The organism is Phycisphaeraceae bacterium, from assembly GCA_019636655.1.
Classification (GTDB): domain Bacteria; phylum Planctomycetota; class Phycisphaerae; order Phycisphaerales; family UBA1924; genus JAHBXB01.
Map to the genome: position 1 here is coordinate 139402 of JAHBXB010000005.1, position 23090 is coordinate 162491.

A 23090-nucleotide genomic window follows, 5' to 3' on the forward strand; every position below is an offset into this window, starting at 1 on the left:
CGCGCGAGTCTTTGCCAGACGGAGGTATTCTGACGCCAATGCCCCCACCCCGCTCCCCCTCACCCCGCCGCCGCCTCATCGCCGCGCTGACCTCCCTCGCGGCGGGCGCCCTCGCGACGCTCGCGACAGCCTGGGGACCGGAGGTGTACACAGCGATTCGGGAGAGCAATCAGCCTGGCTATCGCGCAGATCGAATACTCAGCGCCAACTCGCAGGGTGTCGGGAACACCAGGCGCGGAGTCGCGGGCACGGTGATGAGTTTGTGCTTTATTGAGGAATGGAGCCTCTGGCTCGTGCCCAACTTGAGATTGAATCAGGCGGACGTCGTCCGAGATGACTCGCCGCCATGGGTCCTGTGGCCACCAGAAGCGTCTGACGGTTGGACGACGACCACCGCATCCGGCTGGCCCTGGCGAGCCGCATTCTGGGCCGTTCTCTACAGCAGGGGTGATGATGGGAACTACTGGCCGTCCGAACACAACCGGTGGATCCTGAGAGTGGCGAGCAGCACTTATGTCTCTCTGCCCCTCGGCCCGATCTGGCCCGGCCTCCTCGCCGACATGTGCTTCTGGTCCGCGTTCTTCGCCCTCGCCACCTTCGGCCCCGGCGCACTCCGCCGCGCATGGCGACGCCGACGCTCTCGCTGCGAGACCTGCGGTTACCCCCTGCACAACCTCCCCCGCGGCGAATGCCCCGAATGCGGCGCCCTCCCGGCGGCGACTGATCGACACCTCGACCGGGGCATGCGGCCCGCAGTGTGGTTTGGTACCTTGACCACCTATGTGGCCATTCAATAAGAAGCGAGTTCCCGATCCATCCGAAGATCCTGGCAACGCATGGGCCCTCGCAGAGGCCGAGGACGAGTCCGGCCGGACCCTGCTCCGATACAACGAGTGGACGCGGAAACTGATAGGACACCCGAACTACCAATATCAGGTCGGCGTCGCGATCCCGCGGCTGATCGACGACGGGGCGCCAAGTGAGCCGACCGTGGAGCAACTCGAGGCGTTCGAAGACGACCTGATGCGATCCCTGTCGGACGGACGGCTGGCCATCCTGGTGGCCGTTATCACCATGCCGAGGATGCGGGAGTTCGTGCTGTACACGAGAGATCACGTCGCCGCAATGACCGCGATCGAAGGCCTGAGGCAGCGCACCGAGGGCCTGATCGTGCAGGCGGTGTGCCAACACGATCCAAAGTGGAAGGTGTTCACCGGTCTGGTGCCATGATGCAGTGCCCGCGTGTCCTCCGGCAGCACCGTCTCACACCCACACACAATCAGCGCCGCCGCCGCCGAAGCACCGCCACCACCCCAAGCCCCAACACCCCCGCCGCGCCCGGCGCGGGGATCGCCGGGCGGAACTCCAGGTCCACCGGCTTGGTGTTCGTCGAACTGAAGCTGGCGTCGATCTCCGCGTAGGTCACCGGGTCGAACGAGTGCACGTTCGTGGTCAGGCCGTCCACCGCGTAGATCCGCCCATCGTGCGGGCTGAGCGCGATGCCGTGGATGCGGCCCCACCCCGTCCCCGCGAATGTCGTGATCGGGTTCCAACTGCTGTCGAAGACGTGGGCCATGTTGTCGCCCATCGCCGTGACGATGCGGCGTCCATCGGGCATGAACACGATGTCGTTGGTGTGGCCCATCCCCAGGCCCCACTGGTTCAGCACCGCCCCCGTGACCCCGTCGATCTCGTACACGCCCGCGCCCACGGCGTACGAGCACACGAAGAGATTGCCGTTGGGGCCGAAGACCATGTCCGAGGGCTCGTTCACGCCCGTGGCGAACGTGCCCAGGTACGCGCCGGTGTCGGCGTCGTACTCGCGGATGTCGTCGGTGCTCATGTCGCCGATGAGGACCGTGTTCGTCCCCGGCCGCCACACGCCCGCCCACTGCCAGCCGCCGCCGGCGTTGTACGTCTGCACGACCGCACCCGTGTTGCGATCCAGCCGGCGCACGCCCGCGCCGCCGAAGGCCGAGCCCACGAGCACATCGCCCACCGCGCCGCCGGTGTGGATGGCCATGATGTTCCCGGTGAGCGGCGCGGCGTTGAAGAACCCCATGGACGCCCCCGTGACGCCGTTGAACTGCCACACGTTGCCGGGGCCTTCTTCGGTCACGTACAGGTCGCCGACCGCCGCGCTCGCGGGGACGCCTGCGAGCAGGCCCGCCACCGAGCCCGCGAAGACGCCAATGCACAGCCGCCGCAGGGTGTTGATCTGCTTCATCTCTCTCTCCTTGGCCCGACACCCGCGGCGGTCAAGCGCACGGCACACACCGAAAAGCGTTGACCCCTGCCGCATGGAGCGGGCGTGGGGCCGGGCAATCTCTCTCCGTGAGCAGTCTACACGAAAGCCATTGCCTCGGGCGCGGCCGGCCGTCTAACCTCCTCGCATGCCAATCTCAGAGGACATCAAGTCGTACAACGCCGCCCAATCCGCCGCCGACAAGCGCATCTGCGACACGCTCGCCAAGGCCATCGACGTCGGCCTGAAGCCCGCCGGCGCCGAGTGCAAGATCTGGCACCGCCACCCCGTCTGGTTCATCGACGGCAACCCGATCGTCGGCTACAGCAAACTCAAGGACAGCGTGCGCCTGCTCTTCTGGAGCGGCCAGTCCTTCGATGAGCCCGGCCTCGCCGCCGCCCCGCCCGACACCAAGTTCAAATCCGCCGACGCCCGCTACACCGCGGCGAAGGACATCTCCGCCAAAGACCTCAAACGCTGGCTCGCGAAGTCGATCGACATCCAGTGGGACTACAAGAACCTCGTGAAGCGCAAAGGCAAACTCCTCCGCCTGAAGTAGCCCCCCTCCCCTAGGTGGCCCGGCTCTCCGAGCCGGGCCGTCCCCAGCCCCCGCCCCTCCCCACATGGACGGCCAGATCAAACCCGCTCGGCATCGAGCGCCACCGACGATCGCGCCGCCAGTACTGTCGAGCCGGGCGCCATCGCCGAATGGCGGAGGGCCCGGGTCTTCCGTCCTGCCTTCGAGGGACCATCGAATTGAACGACTCCGACCACGTCGCACTGCTTGCCGACGCATCGCTGCTGCTTGGCGGCGTGGTCGGTTGCCTCCAATGCGGCGAACTCCATTGGTACCGGGTAATGGACCGCCTGCTCAACGACGAGGACGACAGCCAGCACGCGCAGGAACTCTTCCAGATCGGCTAGCGCTGCCGCGGGAGGCGGGGGAGGGGGGATTGGACCAAGGCCGCGAACCGATCACCAAGGTCGTGCCACCGACTCAACCGGCTCTGCGGTTTAGTCGGTGCTCCTGCCCTTCATCCCCACCGACTGACTCCATGGCGACTGACTCGGTGGCACTCCCTACCCGTCCCTATTAATCTGCCCCCCGGTGGACCCGTCTCAACCAACTCGAAAGAGGATGAAGCGGTTCGAACTCCCCGGCGGCGTCCGCTTCATCACGTTCTCCTGTCAGCGACGGCTCCCGCTGCTCTCCAATCCGTCCATCCGCCGCATCATGGTCGATTCGATCGCTCAGGCACGAACCTCGCACGGCTTCGAACTCTTCGCATGGGTGCTCATGCCCGAGCATGTTCATTTGCTCATCCGGCCGCACCAAGACACCCCGCTGGACCGCCCACTCAAGTCGATCAAACTCGCCGTCGCCAAAGCGGCGATCCGCCGTTGGCGTGATCTGGGAGCCAACAGGTTGCTCACCAATATCGACGACGGCCGCGGCACCCCTCGCTTCTGGCAGAAAGGCGGCGGCTTTGACCGCAACGTCCGCGACGCCGCCGAGTTCTGCAGGGAAGTCCGCTACATCCATCGCAATCCTGTGGAGCGTGGCCTCGTGACGGCGCCTGAACTCTGGACTTGGTCGAGCGTCCACTGGTGGATGGGCCATCGCGGCGACGAACTCCCATGCGATCCGCCGCCCGGCCGCCCCGACTCCTGGGCCCGCTGGATGGGCTTCAGATGAGCCGTGCCACCGACTCAATCGGCTCTGCGGTTTAGTCGGTGCATCCTGTGTTCGGCAACGCACGGTCAGTTGGTGCCACCGGCCGCGGCATCCACGCGCGTTCGAACGCGCGGCGCCAATCGTCGCCAAGCAAGCCTGTCTCGAAGTGGTGCGCTGCGCCGGTCGAGAGCATGCAATAATGCTCCCATATTTGCTGCATCGCCCAGAGGAGACGCTGGTGATAGCGAATGTGGGGTCGTCCCGAGTCGCGTCGGCTCCTGTGCGCGACCCGGCTGTTGATATGGTTTCGCAGCGGTTCCGCCCGCTCGTTAAGCCATTCCAGGTGGCGCAATGCCCTAACAGGCGGATAAATCTGGGCTGTGCAGTCCGCAGCAAGACGGGAGAAGTCCTCATCGCCCAACGCCTCCCATTCGGCAGCATGCTCCGGGTAGGCTGCGACGTATCTCTGGACATAATCTGAACGTCGAAAGATGACGTCCCGCCTCGCGACGCGAGAGATTAGCGATGCCAAGCAAATGCTGCGAGAATCGCGATCGACTTGGCGTCGGAGACCCATTCCGAAGGCGATGAAGTGTGATCGCGTGATGAACTCCATCGCCTCTCCGGGCTCTCCAGCGTGCGGATTGACAAGAAGGTTGCTGTTGAGTCCGCACCACAGCTCGTGATCGGATTGCAGCTGGATCAGATCGTTGAGAACGATATCCAGTTCCACAGCGAAGGAGTTAATCTTATTCATCGGAGTCCCTTCCTTTAGTTCACCACACTAGAGTAGGTGGGTATGACCCGGCAGGTAGCACTGACGCCGTGCCACCGACTCAACCGGCTCTGCGGTTTAGTCGGTGCGTCCTGCCCTCCGGCACCGACTAACTCCAAAGCGAGTGAGTCGGTGGCACGCCTACCCGTCACGGATAGTCTGCCAGACGCATCCTCCTGGTGGCACCAAGCTTCCCCCAGCCGTGCCACGTCCCCCTGTTCGTCTGCCCAGCGGCACCCCCCAAGGCACCGCGCCTCTCCCCGCCGGAGGGAGTCGCAGAGGGAACCAGCATGGTTCCCTCTGCATCCGCGCCGACTGTCCGCGTCCACACATCATGCTCGGTCGTTCATACTGTCTCTCCCGATGTTCACGCCCCAACAGTTCGAGGTACTCTTTCCCCTCGCTTGTGCCTGGGCAGAACGCCAGGAGGAAGTCGCCCTTTGCCACGGCGTCCCGCTTTCTCCAAGCCAGTCGGCTGATGCCGCGAGGATCGGTATCGCGCGGCCCGAACGCATCCGGCTTCTGAACGTCGACCGCATCCCGCAGCCCGATGACCCGTCGCTGCTCGCCGCGGCTGACGCTCTCCAGTTCCTGACCCCGGCAACGACGGGATTGTGCCTGCGCTACGGGATCTTCGTGCACCGCGATGCATGGGGCGATCGCCGCCTGGTGGTCCACGAACTCGTTCACACGCTGCAGTACGAGCGCTTGGGCGGGTTTCGCGAGTTCCTCCGCCAGTACCTTCTGGAGTGCATGACGGTCGGCTACTCCGCATCCGCAATGGAACAGGAAGCGGTCAGCGTCACCAGCCGGATCTGTTCGTAGCGCTCGGCCCATCCCAAAGGGACCAGCATGGTTCCTTCTGCGCCAGCAACCCTCCGCCCCCGCAAGCCCGAGCGCAACTCCCCACCACGTCACCACTTGAGCCAATTTTTGCATTCCTATCAAAACCCTATTGACACACCGTCAAAAACCCGTATCCTGCCCTGGTCATGCTCAATCTCCCCTCCTCCTTCAACCCCTCCCCCGACCTCGCGGCGAAGATCCTCGATTCCGTCACCGACCCCACACTCACCCTCCGCGACGTCGCCGACCTCCACAACACCACCGTCGAGGCCCTCGTCCTCTGGTTCGCCGAGCCCGAGATCGCTGAACGGCTGGACCAGATCGAATCCACCATCGCCCGCCGCACCCGCATCGTCGCCTCCAACTTCCTCCCCGCGGCCACCATCGCGCTGGGCCGCTCCATCGACGAGCACAACTCAGACGAAGCCCACTTCCCCGTCCGCGCCGGCGACCAGCGAGGGTTAGAACTCCGCCGCCGCTCCCGCGAAACCGCCCGCCGCGCCGCCGCCCTCCTGCTTCGCCTCGCCAACTTCACCCCAGGCCCGCGACACTCCACCTCCACCCCGCGCCCAGCTCACGCACCATCCCCAACACGCACGCCCACCCCTGCCCCATCCTCCCAATCCATCGCGCCCTACCCGCCAACCGCTCCTCCAGATCCACTCTCGCCCCCGCCGACCCCCTCGCGCGCACCGCATCCCGCCACAGCCCACACCACCGCGCCCTCCCGAATCTCGCTCCCCCAACTCAGCCCCGCCGCGCGCACTGGCCACGATGGGCGGCGCTTGCCGCCCCCGACCCCGTGCTCAGCCGGGCCGTGATGTCTGCTCGGTCCGCCGCGACTACCGCCGGAACCCGCCGCCCCCGTGCCACCCGGAGAACCGCGCATCGGTACGCGCCTGGGCCGCCCCGAGATACGCCCCGTTGTGGTACCAGTTGTGGTAGTACCACGGCAGCGCCGCGTACCCCAGTCCCCCGTAGTACCAGTTCGGGTACACGGTGTTCTCCGCCATCGCCGTCGCGTTCGCCTGCGCCTGCTGCGCGGCCGTCAGGTGCTGCTGCGCTGCGCACATCGACTGCTGCATCTGCTGCATCGCTTCCTGCTGCTGCTGGGCCTGTTGCTGCAGTTGCTGCTTCTGCTCCTGGATCTGCTTCTCCTGCTGCTGCGCCTCTTTGGCCGCCAGCGCCGCCGCCTGCTGAGCCTCGGCCGCCTTCTGCTGCTCGGCCTGCAGTTTCAACTCCCCCGGCACCCACGCCTGGTAGTCCGACACCTTCCCCTTCGCCTCCAGGAACTGCGACATCGCCCGCACCCGCAGCCGGTTGTCCCCCATCGTCGCCCACTGCCGCTGGCAACTCGAGGTGTACAACTGCAGGTACGCCCCCAGCTCATCCTTCGGGACATCCGCCAGCGCCGTCGCGTACGACGACCCCGCCATCGGCCCGCGCAGCAGCGCCACGCTGATCTGCAGCGCGTTGTCCATCGTCAGCGGCGCCGGATCCGGCACGGCTTTGAACCCCGCGAACGCCTCCCCAAGCCCGCTCGCCTGGATGTACCCGCTCATCAGGTCCGCCTCGGTCACGGTCTGCGCGCCCAGTTCGTCGAGCACGTCGTTGGTGAACATCAGCGCCCGGATCCGCTCCAGTTCGCTCACCGTGCTCAGGTCGACGGTCTGCCAGGTGAGCGTCTTGATCTCCGCCGGCAACTTCGAGAGATCCACCGTGGGCTGCTGCGCCGCGGCCGCGCTGCACCACACCCCGGCAACCACACCACAGATCGCGGCACGACAGATCGCGGTACGAAGGATCGTTCGCATGTTCACTGCTCCTGGTCGGTGTTCGCCAATCCCGGCACCCCAGCCCCGCCTGCCTCGCCCCCGCCTTGCTGTCATCATCATATGGAATCCCGGCCGCCCGCGGCAGCCCCCCCTCCCGCCCCCCGGCCGACCCCTATCCTCGATCATGCCCTCCTCCCCCCGAGCCCTGGTCATCCGCGCCGCCGGCACCAACTGCGATTCCGAGATGGTCCGCGCCTTCGAACTCGCCGGCGCCCGCGTCGATCTGGTCCACCTCGACCGCCTCACCGCCGAGCCCCAGCGCCTCGACGACTTCGACCTCTTCGGCTTTCCCGGCGGCTTCTCCTACGGCGACGACATCGCCTCCGGCCGCCTCTTCGCGGTGCGTCTCCGCGAGCGTCTCTACCCCGCCCTGCGCGCGGCGGCGGAGCGCCACGCCCCCATGATCGGCGCGTGCAACGGCTTCCAGGTTCTCGTCCAGGTCGGCCTCCTCCCCGGCCCGATGCCGCCCGCCTCCACGTGGCCCGAGGCCCCGCCCGTGCAGACCTGCGCCCTGGCGCACAACGTCCTCCCCGCCGGTGGCAGCGGCTTTGTCGATCGCTGGGTCCGCGTCGACCCCAACCCCAAGTCGCCCTGCATCTGGACCCGCCCGCTCGTCGACGCCTTCCGCGCCGACCCCGCCCGCGCCGAGCGATTGCTCCGCCTGCCGATCGCCCACGGCGAGGGGCGGTTCGTCACCCACTCCCCGGCGGAACTCGATGCGATCGAGTCGAACCACCAGGTCGCCCTCCGATATGCCTCGTGGGAGGGCGGCACCGACAACCCCAACGGTTCGTCGGGCAGCGCCGGCGGAGTCGCGGGCATCTGCGACGCCTCGGGCCGCATCTTCGGCCTCATGCCGCACCCCGAGCGGTACCTCGACTGGAACCGCCACCCCTTCTGGACCCGCCTCGAGGAGTCCGACCGCCGCGGCGACACTCCCGGCCTGATGATGTTCCGCGCCGCCGTCGAAACCGTCGCACCCGCGCGAGTCTGATCCGTGACGACACCCCCGATCTCGCCGCCGACGCAGCCTCCAACGTTGTCGCCCCCGGCCAACCTGGACTGCGTGAAGTGCGGCTACTCCCTGGCCGGGATCCCCTCCAACGGCCGCTGTCCCGAATGCGGCATTCTGGCGGACTATTCACGCCGCGGCGTGCTGCTGTGCTACGCCAACCCCGAGTTCCTCGCGCGGATCCATGCTGGAGCGGTGCTGGTCTTCATGGCGCCGCTGCTGTACATCGGAATGCTCGTGCTCAGCTTCGCGGCGGCCATGCTCAGTGCGGGCATCGTCACACCTGTATTCAGCGTCGGGGATCTGCTCTTTGCGATGGTCCAATGCGTGGTTTCCGGCGTCGGGCTCTACGGCTGGTGGCAGCTGAGCACGCCGGACCCGCGGCACGGCGATTCGCTCGGCGGCGGGGCCGCGAGGAAGACGCTCCGCATCACGGTCGTCATCATCGGCGTCGGGCTGGTGTTGACGACGATCGGCGCCGGATGGACAGGGGCGGTGACCCCGATTGTCCGCGGCGGGTCGGCGGGGTCTGGCGCCGGCCTGATGCTGGGGCTGCTGGCTATCGGCGCTGCGGTCCTGAGCTGGATCGCGTGGATCGTGAAGTTCTTCGCCTCGATGGTCCACATCCGGACGATCGCCCGCCGCATCCCGTCGTACGTGCTGGCCAAGCGGGCGGAGAACATCATGCTGTCGGGCTCGATCATCACCGTTGGAGCCATTCCGGCGATGCTCATCGGGGCATTGCTTGGTCCGGCGATCTTGTGCCCGGCCATCGTTCTCATCGTCGCGTGGCTCGTCTGGATTGTCATGTACATCCTGCTGCTGAACCATGTCCGGGTGGCGCTGAGAGATGTCAAGGCAACGTCCGCCGGGTTCCTTGCATCGGCGGGTGTCGAGGGGCCGTAAGTCGCGTTGCCGCAACGGCCTCGGGCGTGGCGGCAGGGTGCGTGCCGGTGGGGGAGGGGGTGGGTTGTGCAGCCGGCGGGGGCGGATAGCCGTACAAGGATGTGACATGCCCATCGATCCCCGCACCTTGAATCGGCCGGCTGTGTACGTCACGGAAGATCGCGCCTGTGTCGGCTGCGGGTACAACCTGATCGGGCTGCGCACCAACCAGCCGTGCCCGGAGTGCGGGCGGCCGATCTACCAGAAGTCCAAGGGCGCGTTCAACGAGCACGTGGTCGAGGCGCCGCTTGAGTACCTGACGCTGCTCCGGCTCGGCGGGGCGCTCATGTTCTTCGGGTACGTGGGGATGATCGTCTCGCTGTTCATCGCCGGGAAGTCGGCGTCGCCGCTCGGGTCGTTCCCGCTGGCCGCCGCGGCGGTGGCGTGGTGGCTGGGGGTGGTCGTGGTCACGCGACCACGACCGGTCATGCCGAGCATGGAGGCCAACCCGGCGACGGAGTGGGTGGCGATCCGTCTCTCGGCGCGGATCACGCAGGCGTTCTGGCCGCTCTTCGCGGCGCTCGCGGCCATCGCGGCGCTGGGGTCGCGGGCTCCGATCTCGGTGGACATCCTCTCGGTGCTGGCGTCGATCGCGCTGCTGGTGGCCGCGGCGGGGATGCTCCCGGTCTGCCTGCAACTGAACAACCTCAGTTACTGGGCGAGGGATTCGTGGTCGTTCTATGCGCTGCGGACGCTGTCGATCGCCGGGCCGATCTCGTGCTTCCTCGGCCCAGCCACGGTGAGCAACGGCCTGCCGGGCCTGGTGGGCATCATCGGCTCGCCGTCGGCTCCTGAGGCGCTGGTCTACATCGTGCTCTTTGCGATCTTTGTCGTGATCCCGCAGGGCGTGCTGGTGGTGACGCTGTTCCGCTTCTACCAGATCGGCCGGTGGGCGGTGACCAACCACGATACGAGCGCGGCGCGGGAGCAGCGGTTCCTGGACCGGTTCGCCGAAGCAGAGCGGAACCGGCCGGCGGTGGTGCCGGATCCTGACCCGTACGCCAACATCGGATCGGCCCTTCCCCGCGCGGCGGACCACGACTCGGCGCCGCTCTCGAGCGGTCCGCTCAAGCCCGCCGGTCGTTCGGGCGTGGGCCGCAAGAAGTACACGCGGCCGGATGACAAGCCGCCGGTGCGGTTCCCGATGAGCGGGTGAGCTGGCGGGTGTGGGCGGCTGCTGGGCGCGGTGGCGAAACCCTACACTTGCCGCGTGTCCACCGCGAAGCCCAAGGTGCTGGTTGCCATGTCCGGCGGCGTTGATTCGTCGGTCGCGGCCGCGCTGTTGAAGCGGGACGGGTACGACGTGGTCGGCTGCTTCATGCGGCTGGGCTCGCCGGGGGAGACGCTCGACGAGATGGTTCAGGATCAGCCCGGCGCGTGCGAGGCGAAGGGGCCGAAGATCGGGCACCAGGGGTGTTGCTCGATCAATGATGCGGCGGATGCGCGGCTGGTCGCCGCGGAACTGGGCGTGCCGTTCTACGTCTGTAACTTCAAGAAGGACTTCGGGCGGATCATCGACTACTTCGTGGATGAGTACGTTGCGGGGCGGACGCCGAACCCGTGCGTGCGGTGCAACGACTGGCTCAAGTTCGGCAAGTTGCACGAGTACGCGAGGCAGATCGGGGCGGACTTTGTCGCCTCGGGCCACTACGCGCGGATCGGTCCACTCCCCCAGGCCCCGCATGTCCCCCGCCTCCTCCGTGCCATCGACCACACCAAGGACCAGTCGTACGTGTTGTTCGGCATGCCGCACGGCCAACTGGGGCATACTTTACTTCCGATCGGCGGATATTACAAGCCCCAGGTGCGGGATCTTGCGAAGGAGTTCGGGCTACCGGTGTTCGACAAGCCGGACTCGCAGGAGATCTGCTTTGTCAGCACGGCGAGTTACGCCGACCTGGTGGAGACTCGCCGGCCGGGGAGCGCGAAGCGTGGGGACATTGTGGATGAGACGGGGCGGAAGATCGGGTACCACCTGGGGCAGCACCGGTACACGATCGGGCAGCGGCGCGGGGTGGGTGTGGCCGCGGCGGGGGGCGAGGCGGTGTACGTGATCGAGAAGGATGCGGCGGCGAACACGATTACGGTTGGCCCGCGGGAGCGGCTGCTGGCCGCGGGGTGCACGGCGCTGGAGGCGAACTGGCTGGCGCCGCGCGAGGGGCTGCCGCGGGACGGGGCGTGGGGCGGGTGTTTCGCGAAGTTCCGGTACAACGCGGAGCCGGTGGCGGCGCGGTTCCGGGTGGTGGAGGATGCGGCGGGGGCGACGCCGTCGGGACGGGTAGGGGCGTTCGAGGTGGAGTTTGATGAGCCGCAGTCGGCGGTGGCGCCGGGGCAGGCGATCGTGCTGTACGAGGCGGATCAGCCGGAGTGTGTGATTGGGGGAGGGTGGATTGGGGCGGCGCGGGCTGGGGGATGATCGCGGGTGTGGCTGAAGTCAACGTCCGCCAGTTTGCTTCTTCCGACGAAGCCACCACCAATCAGATGCCTTGTCTGTCGCGTTGTCCGACATCCGGCCAAGCGCCCAGAATGGAATCCACACGATAATTCCAACGACAATCGCGCCGCCAATGCCGATGCTCGACCATACAAATCGAGTTGCGAAGAATGCTATGGCACCAAAGATAATGCCAGAGTGTCGAATGCCGTCGCCAAAGCTATCGGCAAAGAAATCAAACAGGCTCTGGTTTCGCGTCGTTGGTCTATCATTTCTGTTGTGTGATGTCGCGTTCTGTCGTTCGTCAGCAGTCATATGTGTAGGCGAGCATTCTGTGCTGCGGCGCAGAGGGCGGATCATGGGCTAGACAGGCCCGGTTTGTTGAGTGGGAGGGGGGGGGTGGCTGTATCAGCACCCGCCGGTCTGGACGCCAGCGAGCCATGCTCCGATGAAGGTGGCGATGTCGGCGGGCTCCACCGCGCCGTTGCCGTCGAAGTCGCCGGCGAGGGTGCCGGCGTTGAGGCTACCGAGCCAGGTGGAGATGAAGACGGCGATGTCGGTGGGCTCGAAGGCGCCGTTGCCGTCGGCGTCGGCGGGGCAGGTGGTGGCGGGGATGAAGGCGATGCCGCGGGCGTCGGGGCCGGCGAGGGCGGCGATCTGGGAATCGGTCATGGCGTCGTCGGTGAAGAGGAGGTTGGCGATGTAGACGCTCTCGCCGCGGCCCTGGAGGTCGGCGAAGAGGCAGACGGTGGAGCCCATGGGGGCGGGGTTGGCGGCGTTGGGGGCGAGGACCCAAGGGTTGGGGAAACTGCCCCAGTTGGACCACGTTGCCGGGGGGACGGCGGTGCCGAGGGGCTGGGTGCTGGAGACGTCGGCGTACCTCGGGTCGGTGGACTTGGTGGAGTTGTAGACCCAGCCGCCGTCGCTTTCGCCGATGAACTGGCCGTTGACGAAGATGCGGCTGGTGCCGATTCGGTAGGAATCCGCGGAGATGGCGAGGCGCATCCACTGGTCAGGCCCGATGGCGCTGGTCTGGATGAAGTCGCCGGGCTGGGGGGTGTAGCCGATGCTGGTCTGGCCGGCGACCTGGCGGATGAAGGCGTCGGCGGAGGCGTCGTTGTTGTGGTTGTTGTCGAAGAGGGCGAGGGGGTACTCGGCGGACCACGCGGCCGCGGGGATGTAGAGGTCCATGATGAGGGTCCAGGAGGCGAGCTTGTCGTCGGGCCAGAAGTCGCGGGTGTTGGGCCACATGGCGAGGCCGAGGCCGCGAGATTTGGCGCGGTTGCCGGGGTCGGCGAGGTTGCGGGTGGGGCTGGTCTTGTAGACGGTGGCGGTGCGGCCGTTGATCGCGGGGAGGCCGAAGGTGGCGGTGGTCCCGAAGGAGGACTGGGCCTGCGTGACGCCGGTGGGGGTCGCCGGGTTGGGGTACTGGGTTTCCTGGCCGGGGCCGCCGAGGATGGGGCCGAAGGCGGGATCGTCGAGATAGCGGATCTTGGAGGGGCCGGATGCGGGGAACTCGCCTGTTTCCTTGACGCTCGAGAGGTTGCCGTCGAAGTGCCACTCGGTGGTGACCGGGGCGGGCGGGGTCCACGCTTCCATGGTGGCGGCGCCGGCGGTGACGTTGAGGCCGACGAAGACGGGCTTGGTGATGTTGCGGATCCCGGCGCGGCCGGTGCGGTCGGCGAGGATGTCGAGGGCGAGGGTGAGGCTCAGCGTGAGGCCGGAGAAGGTGCCGCCGACGGGCTCGAAGTAGACCTGGGTGGGGACGGTGCCGGGGGGGTTGCGCATCGCGCCGTAGACGACGCGGTACATCCCCGGGTTGAAATCGTTGAGGACATCGCCGAGGGGCTTGGGGCTGGGGATGAAGACCGCACCCAGGAGGCCGGTGCCCTGTATCGTTGGGTTGAAGGTGTACTTGTAGCCGGGGGCGGCGGAGATGGTCGCGGCGCCGCTGGTGCGGACGACGTCGGGAGGGCTGGTCCCGGTGGAAGGGACGCTGATGCCGGCGAGGTTGACCGACACGCTGGGCTGTGCGGCGGCGAGGCCCGCGGCCGCGGCGATGGCGGCGGCGCCGACGGCGAGTGATGCGGCGGGTCGAAGGGTTCGTGCGTGGGCCATGGCCGATCTCCTTGTCCACCAGCGTACCACATGATCCGTTGCCCTCCAGCCCCGAGGGAAGTAGGCTGGAGGGGTGTTGTTCCGGGCAGTCCTCATGGCGCGTCCTATTCCACGAGTTCCGCGGCCATTTCGAGGGTTTACGCTCATCGAACTGCTGGTGGTGATCGTGATCATCGCCTTGCTGGTGGGGTTGCTGCTACCGGCGCTGTCGTCGGCGCGGGAGACGGGGAGGCGGGCGATCTGCGCCTCCAACCAGCGGCAGTTCGCGATGGCGGGGGCGGCGTACGCGAACGACACCAAGGCGGGGGTGTTCATCCCGACGTTCTTCGACTGGGAGGACAACCTGGGGTGGTTCTACCCGGAGTATGTCTCGGACCTCAAGTCGTTCATCTGCCCCTCGACGCGGAACCGGATCCGGCCGGGGCTGATGCTGAGCACGGATTCGGGCGAGGACATCGAGGGGACGTACGGGCGGGACTTTCTGCGGGACACGTACTGGTCGGCGCGTGATCGGGATGATGACGGCGGGAGCGGGGCGGGAGGTGGGGTGGGGGGCGGGGGGCACTCGTACGAGGTGCGGGCGTGGTTCTCGCCGGGGAAGTGGCTGGACGGGACGATCACGTGGGGGGCGGACCGGGGGAGCGTGGGGAGGCAACTGGGGTGGTCGGCGCGGGAGGCGCCGGACATCCAGACGATGGCGACGCAGAACGTGCTCAAGACGCACGCGACGGTCACGTTCCCGGATCGGTGCACGCTGACGATCGACAACGACAACGACCAGTCGCTGTCGCCGATCATCGGCCGGCCGGACGGGATCAACAACTGGCCGGACCCGTGGAACAACCACGGCAAGGACGGCTACAACGTCAGTTTCGCGGATGGTCATGCGCGGTTTGTCGCCGCGACCCCGGCGCTGATCCGGATGTACCTGGATTCGTACGACTCGCCGCCGACGAACTTCCGGCAGGTGTCGCCGTATCGCGACCGGCCGACGACGTACAAGGGGCAGACGATCACGGAGTATTACCTGCCGTAGGGCGCGTCGCGGGCGGGAGTGGGAGCGGTCGATACAAGAAAAAGGCGTCGCGGCGGCGTTGGGGCCGGCGCGACGCGGGAGGTGTGATTCGTGAGGCGGTTGGGCGAGGATCAGTGCCCGCCCATTCCCGATTCGATCTGCTTCTGGATCTTCTCGAGGTTGAACGAGCCGGGGGTCTGGCTGGGCGGGTAGTCCTTCATGGTCATGAGGAACTTGCCCGCGAACTGCTGCATCGGCGCGAGAACGAACACGCGGCTGAGGAACCAGTCGTCGTAGACGTTGGCGCTGTGCTGGGCCTTCTCGAAGGGATCGCGGCGGAGGTTGAAGAGCAGGGGGACGCGCAGCTCGGTGAACGGCTCACGCCACACGCCGAACCCGACACCGCGGTTTTCGAGGAAGACGGCCTTCCAGGCGTCGTAGCGGATGGCGACGATCTGGCCGTCGTCGTTGACGTACATGAACTCGTGGCGGGGTGACTCCTTCGCCTGCCCGGTGAGGTAGGGGAGCATGTTGTAGCCGTCGATGTAGTTGCGGTAGTGGCGGCCGTTGAGGTCAACGCCGGCCGCGAGCTTCTCCTTGATGTCCGGCGCGCCGGCGGCGGCGGCGAAGGTGGGGAGCCAGTCCTCGTGGGCGAGGACGCCGGTGAGGGTGACGCCGGCGGGGAACTTCCCCGGCCAGCGGACGAAGGCGGGGACGCGGTAGGCGCCCTCCCAGTTGCTGTTCTTCTCGCTGCGGAAGGGAGTCATGCCGGCGTCGGGCCAGGTGTTGTAGTGGGGGCCGTTGTCGGTGGAGTACATCACGATGGTGTTGTCGGCGATGCCCAGGTCGTCGAGGAGCTTGAGCAGCTCGCCGACGTTGAGGTCGTGCTCGATCATGCCGTCGGTGTACTCGTCGTTGCCCTTGTGGCGGTGCTCGGGCCGGACGTGCGTGCGGAAGTGCATGCGGGTGCCGTTCCACCAGCAGAAGAAGGGCTCGCCGGCCTTGACCTTGCGGGTGATGAAGTCCTTGGCGGCGGCGACGGTCTCGTCGTCGATCGTTTCCATTCGCTTCCTGGTCAGCGGGCCGGTGTCCTCGATCTTCTGGCCGCCCTTGCCGTCGGCCCAGCAGTGGAGGACGCCGCGCGGGCCGTAGACCTCCTTGAAGGTCTTGCCGTTGGCCAGGACCATGTCGCCGGGGTAGTCCTCGTTCTCCGGCTCCTCCTCGGCGTTGAGGTGGTAGAGGTTGCCGAGGAACTCGTCGAAGCCGTGCATGGTGGGCAGGTGCTCATCGCGGTCGCCCTGGTGGTTCTTGCCGAACTGACCGGTGGCGTAGCCCTGGGACTTGAGGACGGTCGCCATGGTGACGTCCGTCTTCTGCCATCCCTCCTTGGCGCTGGGGAGCCCGACCTTGGTCATGCCGCTGCGGACGGGCACCGAGCCGCTGATGAAGGCAGCGCGGCCGGCGGTGCAGGACTGCTGGCCGTAGTAGTCGGTGAAGGCGAGGCCCTCCTTCGCGACGCGGTCGATATTGGGCGTCTGGTATCCCATCATGCCGCGGCTGTTGTGACTGATGTTCCAGATGCCGATGTCGTCGCCCCAAATGACGAGGATGTTGGGCTTGGTCGGCGTCTTCTGGGCACTGGCGATCGAGGCCATGAGCAGCAGGAGAACTGCCGCCGGCAGGATGGTCAGCATGCGAGGCATGGTGGGCCGCCTTTCTTGTTGGAGCAATCAAACAATCGAACGATGAAGCACGGACGAGCGGATCGGGATCGCATCGCCAGGAGGACGCGGCTTGCAAGGGAATCCGGCTCGCATGGAGCCGTCACGAACGCATAGTACTTCGTTGGAGGCCGTGCCTCAACCGCCAAGAGATCGACGGGTCTGGTTTCGCCGCGCTTCATGGCGCCGCGGGACTCGGGCGTGTCTTACTGCTTCTTAAAGATCATCAGGTAGTTAAAGCCGCGGAGGAAGAAGTTCTGCTCCTTGGCGGCCTTGTGCCAGTTGCCGCGGGAGAGTTTCTCGTTCTGGCGTACGACGGCGATCAGGTCGACGGGCTTCATGAATCGGCGGAGGAGAGAGAAGAGCTCGAACCCGATGGGCATGAAGACCCCGCCGCCCTCGCCCGCTGCGCCGCGGCGTTTGCGCCAGGAGTCGGAGACGTAGAGGGCCATGTAGCGCCGGGGCTTGAGCACGCGGTGAGCTTCGCCGATGACGGCGGCCATGGCCTGGTAATAGGCGGCGCCGCTGTCGGGGGCATCGGGGGCGGCGTCGAGCTTGCCGATGCAGGCGGGGTCGTCGGAGTAGTCGACGTGCGTGGAGTAGGGGGGGTCGACGAAGAGGAAATCGGCGGTCGAGTCTTCGAGCGGGAGCGAGCGGGCATCGGCGCGGAGGATGTCCGGCCGGCTCGGCGCCAGGTCGTAGCCGACGGCGCGACGGTTGAGGTCGCGGGCCACATCGAGGGTGGTGCCCGAGCCGCACATCGGGTCGACGACGAGGTCGTTCTTGCGGGTGTAGCGGGTGAGCACCTGCCAGATGATCCACGACGGTGTGGCGCCGACGTAGGCCTTGTCGCCCTGCATCGCGCCGGGCCCCTTCGGCGCGGCAGATGTGCTGCGGACGATCTTGCCTTCGTCACTGACCCACGAGTCGTAGTGCTGGCTCGGGTATTCCCAGAGCGTGGTGGTGAGGATGCGGAGCGGGGGCTTTTCCGGGGGCCTGCCGCGGCGGGCCTCGGGGGGGCGTGAAGAACCGATAGGGAGACCGTGACCGGGGCGATCGCCCGGGGTTCTGCCTCGAGGACCGTCGCGCGGCTTCACCCCTTCACCGCCGCGAGCACCGCCCGCTTTGCATGTTCGGCGTTCATGGAGACCTTGGCGCCCGACGCCCGCGCGTGCCCGCCGCCGCCGAGTTCCGAGGCGACGAGGTTCACATCAATCTCGCCGGGTCCGGCCTTGCTCCGGAAACTGATCTTGCAGCAGGGCGAGCCGTCGTCGCCGGGCGCTTCCTCTGTGATGACGACGGACACCATCACGCCCATGAGGGTCAGCGGCATCTCGACGAAGCCGGTGGAATCGTTGCGGTCGGCGCCGGAATCGATGAAGTCTTTTCGCCGAATGACCATGACCGCGGTCCTGGTGGTCTCGTCCACATCGAGGGAAGCGAGTGAGCGGGCGAGGAGCCGGAGGCGCGATGGGCGCTCCTGCTGCTCGATCACGCGGTACAGGCGGCAGTGGTCGACACCGGCCTCGAGCAGGTCCGCGGCGAGCCTCATCACCGCGGGCGAGACGCTCTGGTGGCGGAACCAGCCGGTGTCGGTAGCCAAGCCGAGATAGAGCGCCTCGGCGACATCGATCGGCAGCGCGGCGGTTGAAGGGACGGCGAGGAGTTCGCGGCAGACCGGGGCGAGGACCTGGGTTGCGGAGGCGGCGGAGGTGTCGATCAGTCGGACGGCGGCGACGTCGGCGTCGCCGCGGAGGTGGTGGTCGATGCAGATCGTGCGGTCGGCGCGAGGCTGAAGGAAGCCCTTCAGGTCCGCGAGCTGCGACCAGGAGCCGGTGTCGACGACCGCGATTCCTTCCGGCTCGGGCTCTCCGGCGGCGAGCGAGAAGGGCTCGCCCGGGCGGATCTTGCGGGCGGGCGTTGATCCGATGATCTCATCGATCCAATGGGGCTGCGGCCCGACCAGCCACGCCTGGGCCGAGGCGCCGGTGCGGTTGATCGCCCGTACGAGTGCGAGCACCGTTCCCGCGGCATCACCGTCGGGCTTGGCGTGGGCCGCGACCGCCCAGGTGCGCCGCGACCGGATGATCGAGGCCATGCCGGCGCTGTCGGTGGTTGAGGTCCATGGTGCGCCCTTGGTCGTCACGGGGTCGTCTCCATTTCGCACGCCACAATGGAGCGTACCCGCTCGCAGTCTCGCGTGATCTGGGCCACCAGCGTCTCGAGCGATTCGAACTTGGCCTGGTCGCGGATCCAGGCGAGGAACTCCAACTCGATGGGCCACTGGTATTCGCTCAGGCCGGGGAGCGTGGACCAGCGCCGGTCGGCGGATGGCTCGATCATCAGGTAGGCTTCGACGCAGGTGGATTCGCCGCCGAAGTGCGGCTTGCTGCCGATGGAGACCGCGGCGGGGACGGCGCGGCCATCGGGGAGACGGGCGCGTCCCGCGTAGACGCCGTCGGCGGGGTGCATGCAGTCGGTGTCGATGTTGGCTGTGGGGAAGCCGATGGTGCGGCCGCGGCGCTCGCCGTGGACGACGGAGCCCTGGATGCTGTAGGGCCTGCCGAGCATCCGTGCGGCGTCGCGGACTCGGCCGTGGTGGACGAGCCAGCGGGTCATGGTGCTGGAAGCAACCACAGCGGTGTCGTCGGAGAGCGCGACCTCGACCGGATCAACGACCTCGACGCGGAAGCCGGAGGTAGTCCCCGCGGCACGGAGCATGGCCATGTCGCCGGCGCGGCCCTTGCCGAATCGGAAGTCCTCGCCCTCAACGAACGCGATCGGCGCGTACTGCTCGATCGTCCGCCGCAGGAACTCTTCCGCCGAGCAGGCGAGCAGGGCGGGGGTGGGCTCGAGGCGGACGATGTCATCGACACCGGCCTCGTGCAGCCACGCGGCCTTCTGGTTGAATGTGCACAGCCGGGGTTTGGTCTCGCTGGGCCGGAGCACGGTCACCGGGTTGGGGTCGAAGACGATAGCGGTGGCACGGGCGGCGCCGCCCGCCTGGCGGGCCAGTTCGCCGGCCCGGCGCGCGAGCGACTGGTGGCCGAGGTGGACGCCGTCAAAGGTTCCGATGGTGAGTACCGAGGGCACGGCTGATCCCCAAAAGGCCAAGTGGCAACGGTAGGTCGATCGGCCGCGTCGCGGGCGGCGGCGTGGACGTCACGGGCGAGGCTCGGTGGCTGCTCAGGGTTACACTTGGGCGAGCCACCCGAACATCCGCGCCGGAGCGTTACCACATGGCGTTGTTTGCCCGAAAGTCCAAGGCCACCCCGTCGAAGCCCGCGCCCGTGAAGGTCGCCGCGAACGGATCCGGCTCGCGCGCCGATCCGGCGGGGAGCGAGGCGAGGATCCTGGAGATCGGGACGGACAAGTTGCGGCGCGCCCGGGCGCACTCCTCCGGCCTGCTCAGCGCCAAGTTCTATTCCGATGCGCTGATGAACTGGTCGATGAAGGATCCGAACTTCAAGGTCCAACTCTTCCGCTTTGTCGATGCGTTCCCGATGCTGCGGACCTCGGACGATGTGTTCGACCATCTCAAGGACTACCTGTCGCAGCCGGGCGTCACAGTGCCGGGTGTGATCGACGCCGCGATCAAGGCGGGGGCGTTTGCCAAAGGGCTGGCGGCGGGGCAGATCTCCAAGCAGATCGCGGGGATGGCGGCGAAGTTCATCGCGGGGACCGACGCCGCGAGCGCGCTGCCGAACCTCAAGGAACTCTGGGGCGACGGGATCGCGTTCAGCGTGGACCTGCTGGGCGAGGCGTGTGTCTCGGAGGAAGAGGCGGACGCCTACCAGCGCAAGTACCTGGACCTGGTGAACAACCTTCCCGGGCAGGTCGCGGTGTGGAAGCCCAACCCGCGGCTGGAGTCGGACCACCTGGGGCCGATCCCGCGGACGAATGTCTCGGTGAAGATCTCGTCGCTCTCGGCCCGGTGCGATCCGATCGATACCGAGGGTTCGATCCGCGAACTCATGGGGCGGATGACGCCGATCCTGGAAGCGGCCGCGAAGCACGGCGTGTTCGTCAACTTCGACATGGAGCAGTACTCGCTCAAGGACCTCACGCTCGAGCTGTTCATGCGGTGCGCCGAGCAGTTCCGGGCGGGCAAGCCGGGGGGGATGCACCTGGGGTTGGCGATGCAGGCGTACCTGCGATCGGGCGACGAGGATGCGGAACGGATCAGCGAGTGGGCCGCCCGCACCGGGCACACGGTGACCGTGCGGCTGGTGAAGGGGGCGTACTGGGACTACCAGGTGATCCACGCCGAGCAGATGGGCTGGCCCTGCCCGGTCTGGACGACCAAGCGGCAAACGGATGCGTGCTTCGAGCGGATGGCGAGCCGGTTCCTGGATGCGTCGCCGCGGAGCGCGGGCACGGGCGGGGTGAAACTGGCGCTGGGCTCGCACAACGTGCGGTCCATCGCGGCCGCACTAGAGGGGCTGGAGCGGCGGGGGCTGCCGGCGCCCGCACTGGAACTGCAGATGCTCCACGGCATGGCAGACCAGCTCAAGTACGCCGCGGCGGAGATGGGGCTGCGGATCCGCGAGTACGTGCCCGTCGGGGAGATGATCCCAGGGATGGCGTACCTCGTCCGCCGCCTGCTGGAGAACACCAGCAACGAGTCGTGGCTCAAGGCGGGGTTCCTCGACAACGCCGATCCGGCGAGGCTGCTGGCCTCGCCGCACGGCGAGGAGGGCTCGCCCGACGGCGACCGCGACGGGATCTCCCTGGAGGGAGGAGGGCGCTCGGCCGGGATCAGCCCGGTTCGCCACGCCCTCTCACCGGCGGTCCCGGGGGTCGGGGACTCCAAGCCGTTCTTCAACGAGTCGATGCGGGACTTCTCGCGGCGGGACCAGCGCGAGGCCTACAGCCGCGCGATCGCCGGGGCCTCGGTGCCCACGGTCGCCAACGACCGGACGCCGGAGCAGGCTCGTGAGATGGTCGCCAGGGCGGCGGCGGCGTTCCCCGCGTGGCGGGATGCGGATGCGCTGCTGCGGTCGCGCGTGCTGGTGCTCGCCGCGGAACGGATGAGGGCGCGGCGGGATGAGTTGTCGGGGATCATGATCAAGGAGTCGGGGAAGACGTGGCGGGAGGCGGATGCGGACACGTGCGAGGCGATCGACTTCTGCGAGTACTACGCCCGCACAGCGCCGCAGTTGTTCTCGCGGTCGCGGCTGGGGAGGTTCATCGGCGAACTGGACGAGACGTGGTACCAGGCGAGGGGCGTCGCGGTGGTGATCTCTCCATGGAACTTCCCGCTGGCGATCTGCACGGGGATGACGGCGGCGGCGCTGGTGACCGGGAACACGGTGATCGTGAAGCCAGCGGAACAGACGCCGGGGATCGCGAAGGTGATGTTCGACATCCTCCGCGAGGCGGTGCGGGAGTGCGGCGGCTCGCCCGAGGTGCTGCAGTTCTGCCCGGCGCCGGGGGAGACGACCGGCGCGGCCCTGGTGCGAGATCCCCGTGTGGCGCTGGTGGCGTTCACGGGGTCCAAGGCGGTGGGGCTGGATATCAACGCGGCGGGGGCCGCGGTGTCGCAGGCCGAGGGAATGCGGTCGTCGGATCCCGGCACGGCGCACGTCAAGAAGGTCATCGCTGAGATGGGGGGCAAGAACGCCGTCATCATCGATACATCCGCCGACCTGGACGAGGCGGTGCTGGGTGTCCGGCACTCGGCGTTCGGGTTCCAGGGTCAGAAGTGCTCGGCGTGCTCGCGGCTCATCGTGGTCGACCCCGAGGGAGAGGAGGGGCCCGCGATCCGGCACTTGGTGCACCGGCTGGTGGAGGCGACGCGTGCGCTGGTCATCGGCGATCCGATGCTGCCGGGCACGGATGTGGGCCCGGTGATCGATGAGGAGGCCGCCAACCGGATTCGATCATTTGTGGAGAAGGCAAAGCAGGAGGGGTGCCGGCTCGAACTCGAGATGCCCCTCCCGCTGGACAAACCCGCGGTCGCGGCGGCCCGCGTCCGGTATGTTCCGCCGACAATCTTCTCCATGGTGCGCCCGGAGCACACGATCGCCCGCGAGGAGATCTTCGGCCCGGTGCTCGCCGTGATGCACGCGCCGACGTTCGAGGCGGCGTTGCAGATCGCGAACGCATCGCCGTACAAGCTCACGGGCGGCGTCTTCTCGCGCAAGCCCTCCAACCTGGAGCGGGCCAAGCGTGAGTTCCGCGTCGGCAACCTGTACCTCAACCGGGGCATCACCGGGGCACTGGTGGCCCGGCAGCCGTTCGGTGGCTTCGGGATGTCCGGCGTGGGCTCGAAGGCCGGCGGGGCCGACTATCTGCTGCAGTTCGTGGAGCCGCGGGCAAGCTGTGAGAACACGCTGAGGCGGGGGTTTGCCCCAGAGTTGTGATCGCGCGTCGCGGGATCTTCCGGTCGGCATCGAACGCACCGGAGTCGCTAGAATGTCGTGCGTGCGAGAGTCGGGCATTCCGTGCCGGGCCAGGAGCAGCCTTC

Annotated in this window: 22 protein-coding genes; 13 read left to right on the forward strand and 9 right to left on the reverse strand. The window is 67.5% G+C overall.

Annotated features, from left to right (window positions below):
- The first annotated feature begins 38 nt into the window (after positions 1-38).
- Entirely contained in the window at positions 39-797 is a 759-nt protein-coding gene (locus KF745_13575) for a hypothetical protein (GenBank protein MBX3359444.1), read from the forward strand.
- Positions 781-1230, forward strand: coding sequence for a DUF695 domain-containing protein (locus KF745_13580; protein MBX3359445.1), 450 nt, complete (start codon positions 781-783; stop codon positions 1228-1230). Before KF745_13575 ends, KF745_13580 begins: the two co-directional genes overlap by 17 nt.
- Before the next feature lie 49 nt (positions 1231-1279).
- On the opposite strand, the gene KF745_13585 is transcribed toward KF745_13580, so the two are convergent.
- The gene (locus KF745_13585; protein ID MBX3359446.1) at positions 1280-2227 is read right to left on the reverse strand and encodes a WD40 repeat domain-containing protein; all 948 of its coding nucleotides are present in this window, start codon (positions 2225-2227) and stop codon (positions 1280-1282) included.
- A gap of 166 nt (positions 2228-2393) precedes the next feature.
- Here KF745_13585 and KF745_13590 point away from each other — a divergent pair, with 166 nt between their 5' ends.
- The 3 genes from KF745_13590 (at position 2394) to KF745_13600 (ending at position 3941) form a co-directional block, all read left to right on the forward strand.
- Positions 2394-2804, forward strand: coding sequence for a hypothetical protein (locus tag KF745_13590; protein MBX3359447.1), 411 nt, complete (start codon positions 2394-2396; stop codon positions 2802-2804).
- A 197-nt stretch (positions 2805-3001) separates the two neighbouring features.
- Entirely contained in the window at positions 3002-3169 is a 168-nt protein-coding gene (locus KF745_13595) for a hypothetical protein (GenBank protein ID MBX3359448.1), read from the forward strand.
- Between the two features lie 214 nt (positions 3170-3383).
- The gene (locus KF745_13600; GenBank protein MBX3359449.1) at positions 3384-3941 is read left to right on the forward strand and encodes a transposase; all 558 of its coding nucleotides are present in this window, start codon (positions 3384-3386) and stop codon (positions 3939-3941) included.
- Positions 3942-3972: 31 nt separating this feature from the next.
- On the opposite strand, the gene KF745_13605 is transcribed toward KF745_13600, so the two are convergent.
- Positions 3973-4677, reverse strand: a complete 705-nt coding sequence (locus tag KF745_13605) for a hypothetical protein (GenBank protein ID MBX3359450.1) — start codon at positions 4675-4677, stop codon at positions 3973-3975.
- A 381-nt stretch (positions 4678-5058) separates the two neighbouring features.
- Between KF745_13605 and KF745_13610 the strand changes: the two genes are divergently transcribed.
- Both KF745_13610 and KF745_13615 read left to right on the forward strand, forming a co-directional pair.
- Positions 5059-5520, forward strand: a complete 462-nt coding sequence (locus KF745_13610) for a hypothetical protein (protein ID MBX3359451.1) — start codon at positions 5059-5061, stop codon at positions 5518-5520.
- A 167-nt stretch (positions 5521-5687) separates the two neighbouring features.
- On the forward strand, positions 5688-6362 hold the full coding sequence (locus KF745_13615; GenBank protein MBX3359452.1) for a hypothetical protein: 675 nt from the start codon (positions 5688-5690) through the stop codon (positions 6360-6362).
- A gap of 21 nt (positions 6363-6383) precedes the next feature.
- Here the strand turns inward: KF745_13615 and KF745_13620 are convergent, their stop codons facing one another.
- Positions 6384-7355 (reverse strand): hypothetical protein, encoded by a 972-nt coding sequence (locus tag KF745_13620; GenBank protein ID MBX3359453.1) that lies wholly within the window; start codon positions 7353-7355, stop codon positions 6384-6386.
- A 145-nt stretch (positions 7356-7500) separates the two neighbouring features.
- On the opposite strand from KF745_13620, the gene KF745_13625 reads away from it, so the two are divergent.
- The 4 genes from KF745_13625 to mnmA all read left to right on the forward strand — a co-directional run bounded on the left by KF745_13625 (position 7501) and on the right by mnmA (position 11749).
- Positions 7501-8370: a phosphoribosylformylglycinamidine synthase subunit PurQ gene (locus KF745_13625; protein ID MBX3359454.1), complete on the forward strand. Its 870-nt coding sequence runs from the start codon at positions 7501-7503 to the stop codon at positions 8368-8370.
- A gap of 3 nt (positions 8371-8373) precedes the next feature.
- Positions 8374-9294, forward strand: a complete 921-nt coding sequence (locus KF745_13630) for a hypothetical protein (protein ID MBX3359455.1) — start codon at positions 8374-8376, stop codon at positions 9292-9294.
- Positions 9295-9400: 106 nt separating this feature from the next.
- Positions 9401-10489, forward strand: coding sequence for a hypothetical protein (locus KF745_13635; protein ID MBX3359456.1), 1089 nt, complete (start codon positions 9401-9403; stop codon positions 10487-10489).
- A gap of 54 nt (positions 10490-10543) precedes the next feature.
- Positions 10544-11749 (forward strand): tRNA 2-thiouridine(34) synthase MnmA, encoded by a 1206-nt coding sequence (gene mnmA / locus KF745_13640; GenBank protein ID MBX3359457.1) that lies wholly within the window; start codon positions 10544-10546, stop codon positions 11747-11749.
- A gap of 18 nt (positions 11750-11767) precedes the next feature.
- Here the strand turns inward: mnmA and KF745_13645 are convergent, their stop codons facing one another.
- Together KF745_13645 and KF745_13650 are read right to left on the reverse strand one after the other, a co-directional pair.
- Positions 11768-12082 (reverse strand): hypothetical protein, encoded by a 315-nt coding sequence (locus KF745_13645; GenBank protein MBX3359458.1) that lies wholly within the window; start codon positions 12080-12082, stop codon positions 11768-11770.
- Positions 12083-12175: 93 nt separating this feature from the next.
- Positions 12176-13885 (reverse strand): hypothetical protein, encoded by a 1710-nt coding sequence (locus KF745_13650; GenBank protein ID MBX3359459.1) that lies wholly within the window; start codon positions 13883-13885, stop codon positions 12176-12178.
- 94 nt (positions 13886-13979) lie between these two features.
- Here KF745_13650 and KF745_13655 point away from each other — a divergent pair, with 94 nt between their 5' ends.
- Complete coding sequence (locus KF745_13655) at positions 13980-14921, forward strand: prepilin-type N-terminal cleavage/methylation domain-containing protein (protein MBX3359460.1); 942 nt, start codon at positions 13980-13982, stop codon at positions 14919-14921.
- A 110-nt stretch (positions 14922-15031) separates the two neighbouring features.
- On the opposite strand, the gene KF745_13660 is transcribed toward KF745_13655, so the two are convergent.
- From KF745_13660 to KF745_13675, 4 genes are all read right to left on the reverse strand, one after another.
- Complete coding sequence (locus KF745_13660; GenBank protein MBX3359461.1) at positions 15032-16594, reverse strand: arylsulfatase; 1563 nt, start codon at positions 16592-16594, stop codon at positions 15032-15034.
- A 233-nt stretch (positions 16595-16827) separates the two neighbouring features.
- On the reverse strand, positions 16828-17718 hold the full coding sequence (locus KF745_13665; protein MBX3359462.1) for a hypothetical protein: 891 nt from the start codon (positions 17716-17718) through the stop codon (positions 16828-16830).
- Positions 17715-18767, reverse strand: coding sequence for a DHH family phosphoesterase (locus KF745_13670; protein ID MBX3359463.1), 1053 nt, complete (start codon positions 18765-18767; stop codon positions 17715-17717). Before KF745_13670 ends, KF745_13665 begins: the two co-directional genes overlap by 4 nt.
- On the reverse strand, positions 18764-19714 hold the full coding sequence (locus tag KF745_13675) for a bifunctional riboflavin kinase/FMN adenylyltransferase (GenBank protein ID MBX3359464.1): 951 nt from the start codon (positions 19712-19714) through the stop codon (positions 18764-18766). The genes KF745_13670 and KF745_13675 overlap by 4 nt, the downstream gene beginning before the upstream one ends.
- Positions 19715-19860: 146 nt before the next feature.
- Here KF745_13675 and KF745_13680 point away from each other — a divergent pair, with 146 nt between their 5' ends.
- Positions 19861-22986, forward strand: a complete 3126-nt coding sequence (locus KF745_13680; GenBank protein MBX3359465.1) for a proline dehydrogenase family protein — start codon at positions 19861-19863, stop codon at positions 22984-22986.
- Positions 22987-23090 lie beyond the last annotated feature (104 nt).

Coding starts and splice junctions, on each gene's coding strand:
- KF745_13575 (MBX3359444.1), top strand. CDS start 39: ATGCCCCCACCCCGCTCCCCCTCACCCCGCCGCCGCCTCATCGCCGCG.
- KF745_13580 (MBX3359445.1), top strand. CDS start 781: ATGTGGCCATTCAATAAGAAGCGAGTTCCCGATCCATCCGAAGATCCT.
- KF745_13585 (MBX3359446.1), bottom strand. CDS start 2,227: ATGAAGCAGATCAACACCCTGCGGCGGCTGTGCATTGGCGTCTTCGCG.
- KF745_13590 (MBX3359447.1), top strand. CDS start 2,394: ATGCCAATCTCAGAGGACATCAAGTCGTACAACGCCGCCCAATCCGCC.
- KF745_13600 (MBX3359449.1), top strand. CDS start 3,384: ATGAAGCGGTTCGAACTCCCCGGCGGCGTCCGCTTCATCACGTTCTCC.
- KF745_13605 (MBX3359450.1), bottom strand. CDS start 4,677: ATGAATAAGATTAACTCCTTCGCTGTGGAACTGGATATCGTTCTCAAC.
- KF745_13610 (MBX3359451.1), top strand. CDS start 5,059: ATGTTCACGCCCCAACAGTTCGAGGTACTCTTTCCCCTCGCTTGTGCC.
- KF745_13615 (MBX3359452.1), top strand. CDS start 5,688: ATGCTCAATCTCCCCTCCTCCTTCAACCCCTCCCCCGACCTCGCGGCG.
- KF745_13620 (MBX3359453.1), bottom strand. CDS start 7,355: ATGCGAACGATCCTTCGTACCGCGATCTGTCGTGCCGCGATCTGTGGT.
- KF745_13625 (MBX3359454.1), top strand. CDS start 7,501: ATGCCCTCCTCCCCCCGAGCCCTGGTCATCCGCGCCGCCGGCACCAAC.
- KF745_13635 (MBX3359456.1), top strand. CDS start 9,401: ATGCCCATCGATCCCCGCACCTTGAATCGGCCGGCTGTGTACGTCACG.
- KF745_13645 (MBX3359458.1), bottom strand. CDS start 12,082: ATGACTGCTGACGAACGACAGAACGCGACATCACACAACAGAAATGAT.
- KF745_13650 (MBX3359459.1), bottom strand. CDS start 13,885: ATGGCCCACGCACGAACCCTTCGACCCGCCGCATCACTCGCCGTCGGC.
- KF745_13655 (MBX3359460.1), top strand. CDS start 13,980: ATGGCGCGTCCTATTCCACGAGTTCCGCGGCCATTTCGAGGGTTTACG.
- KF745_13660 (MBX3359461.1), bottom strand. CDS start 16,594: ATGCTGACCATCCTGCCGGCGGCAGTTCTCCTGCTGCTCATGGCCTCG.
- KF745_13680 (MBX3359465.1), top strand. CDS start 19,861: ATGGCGTTGTTTGCCCGAAAGTCCAAGGCCACCCCGTCGAAGCCCGCG.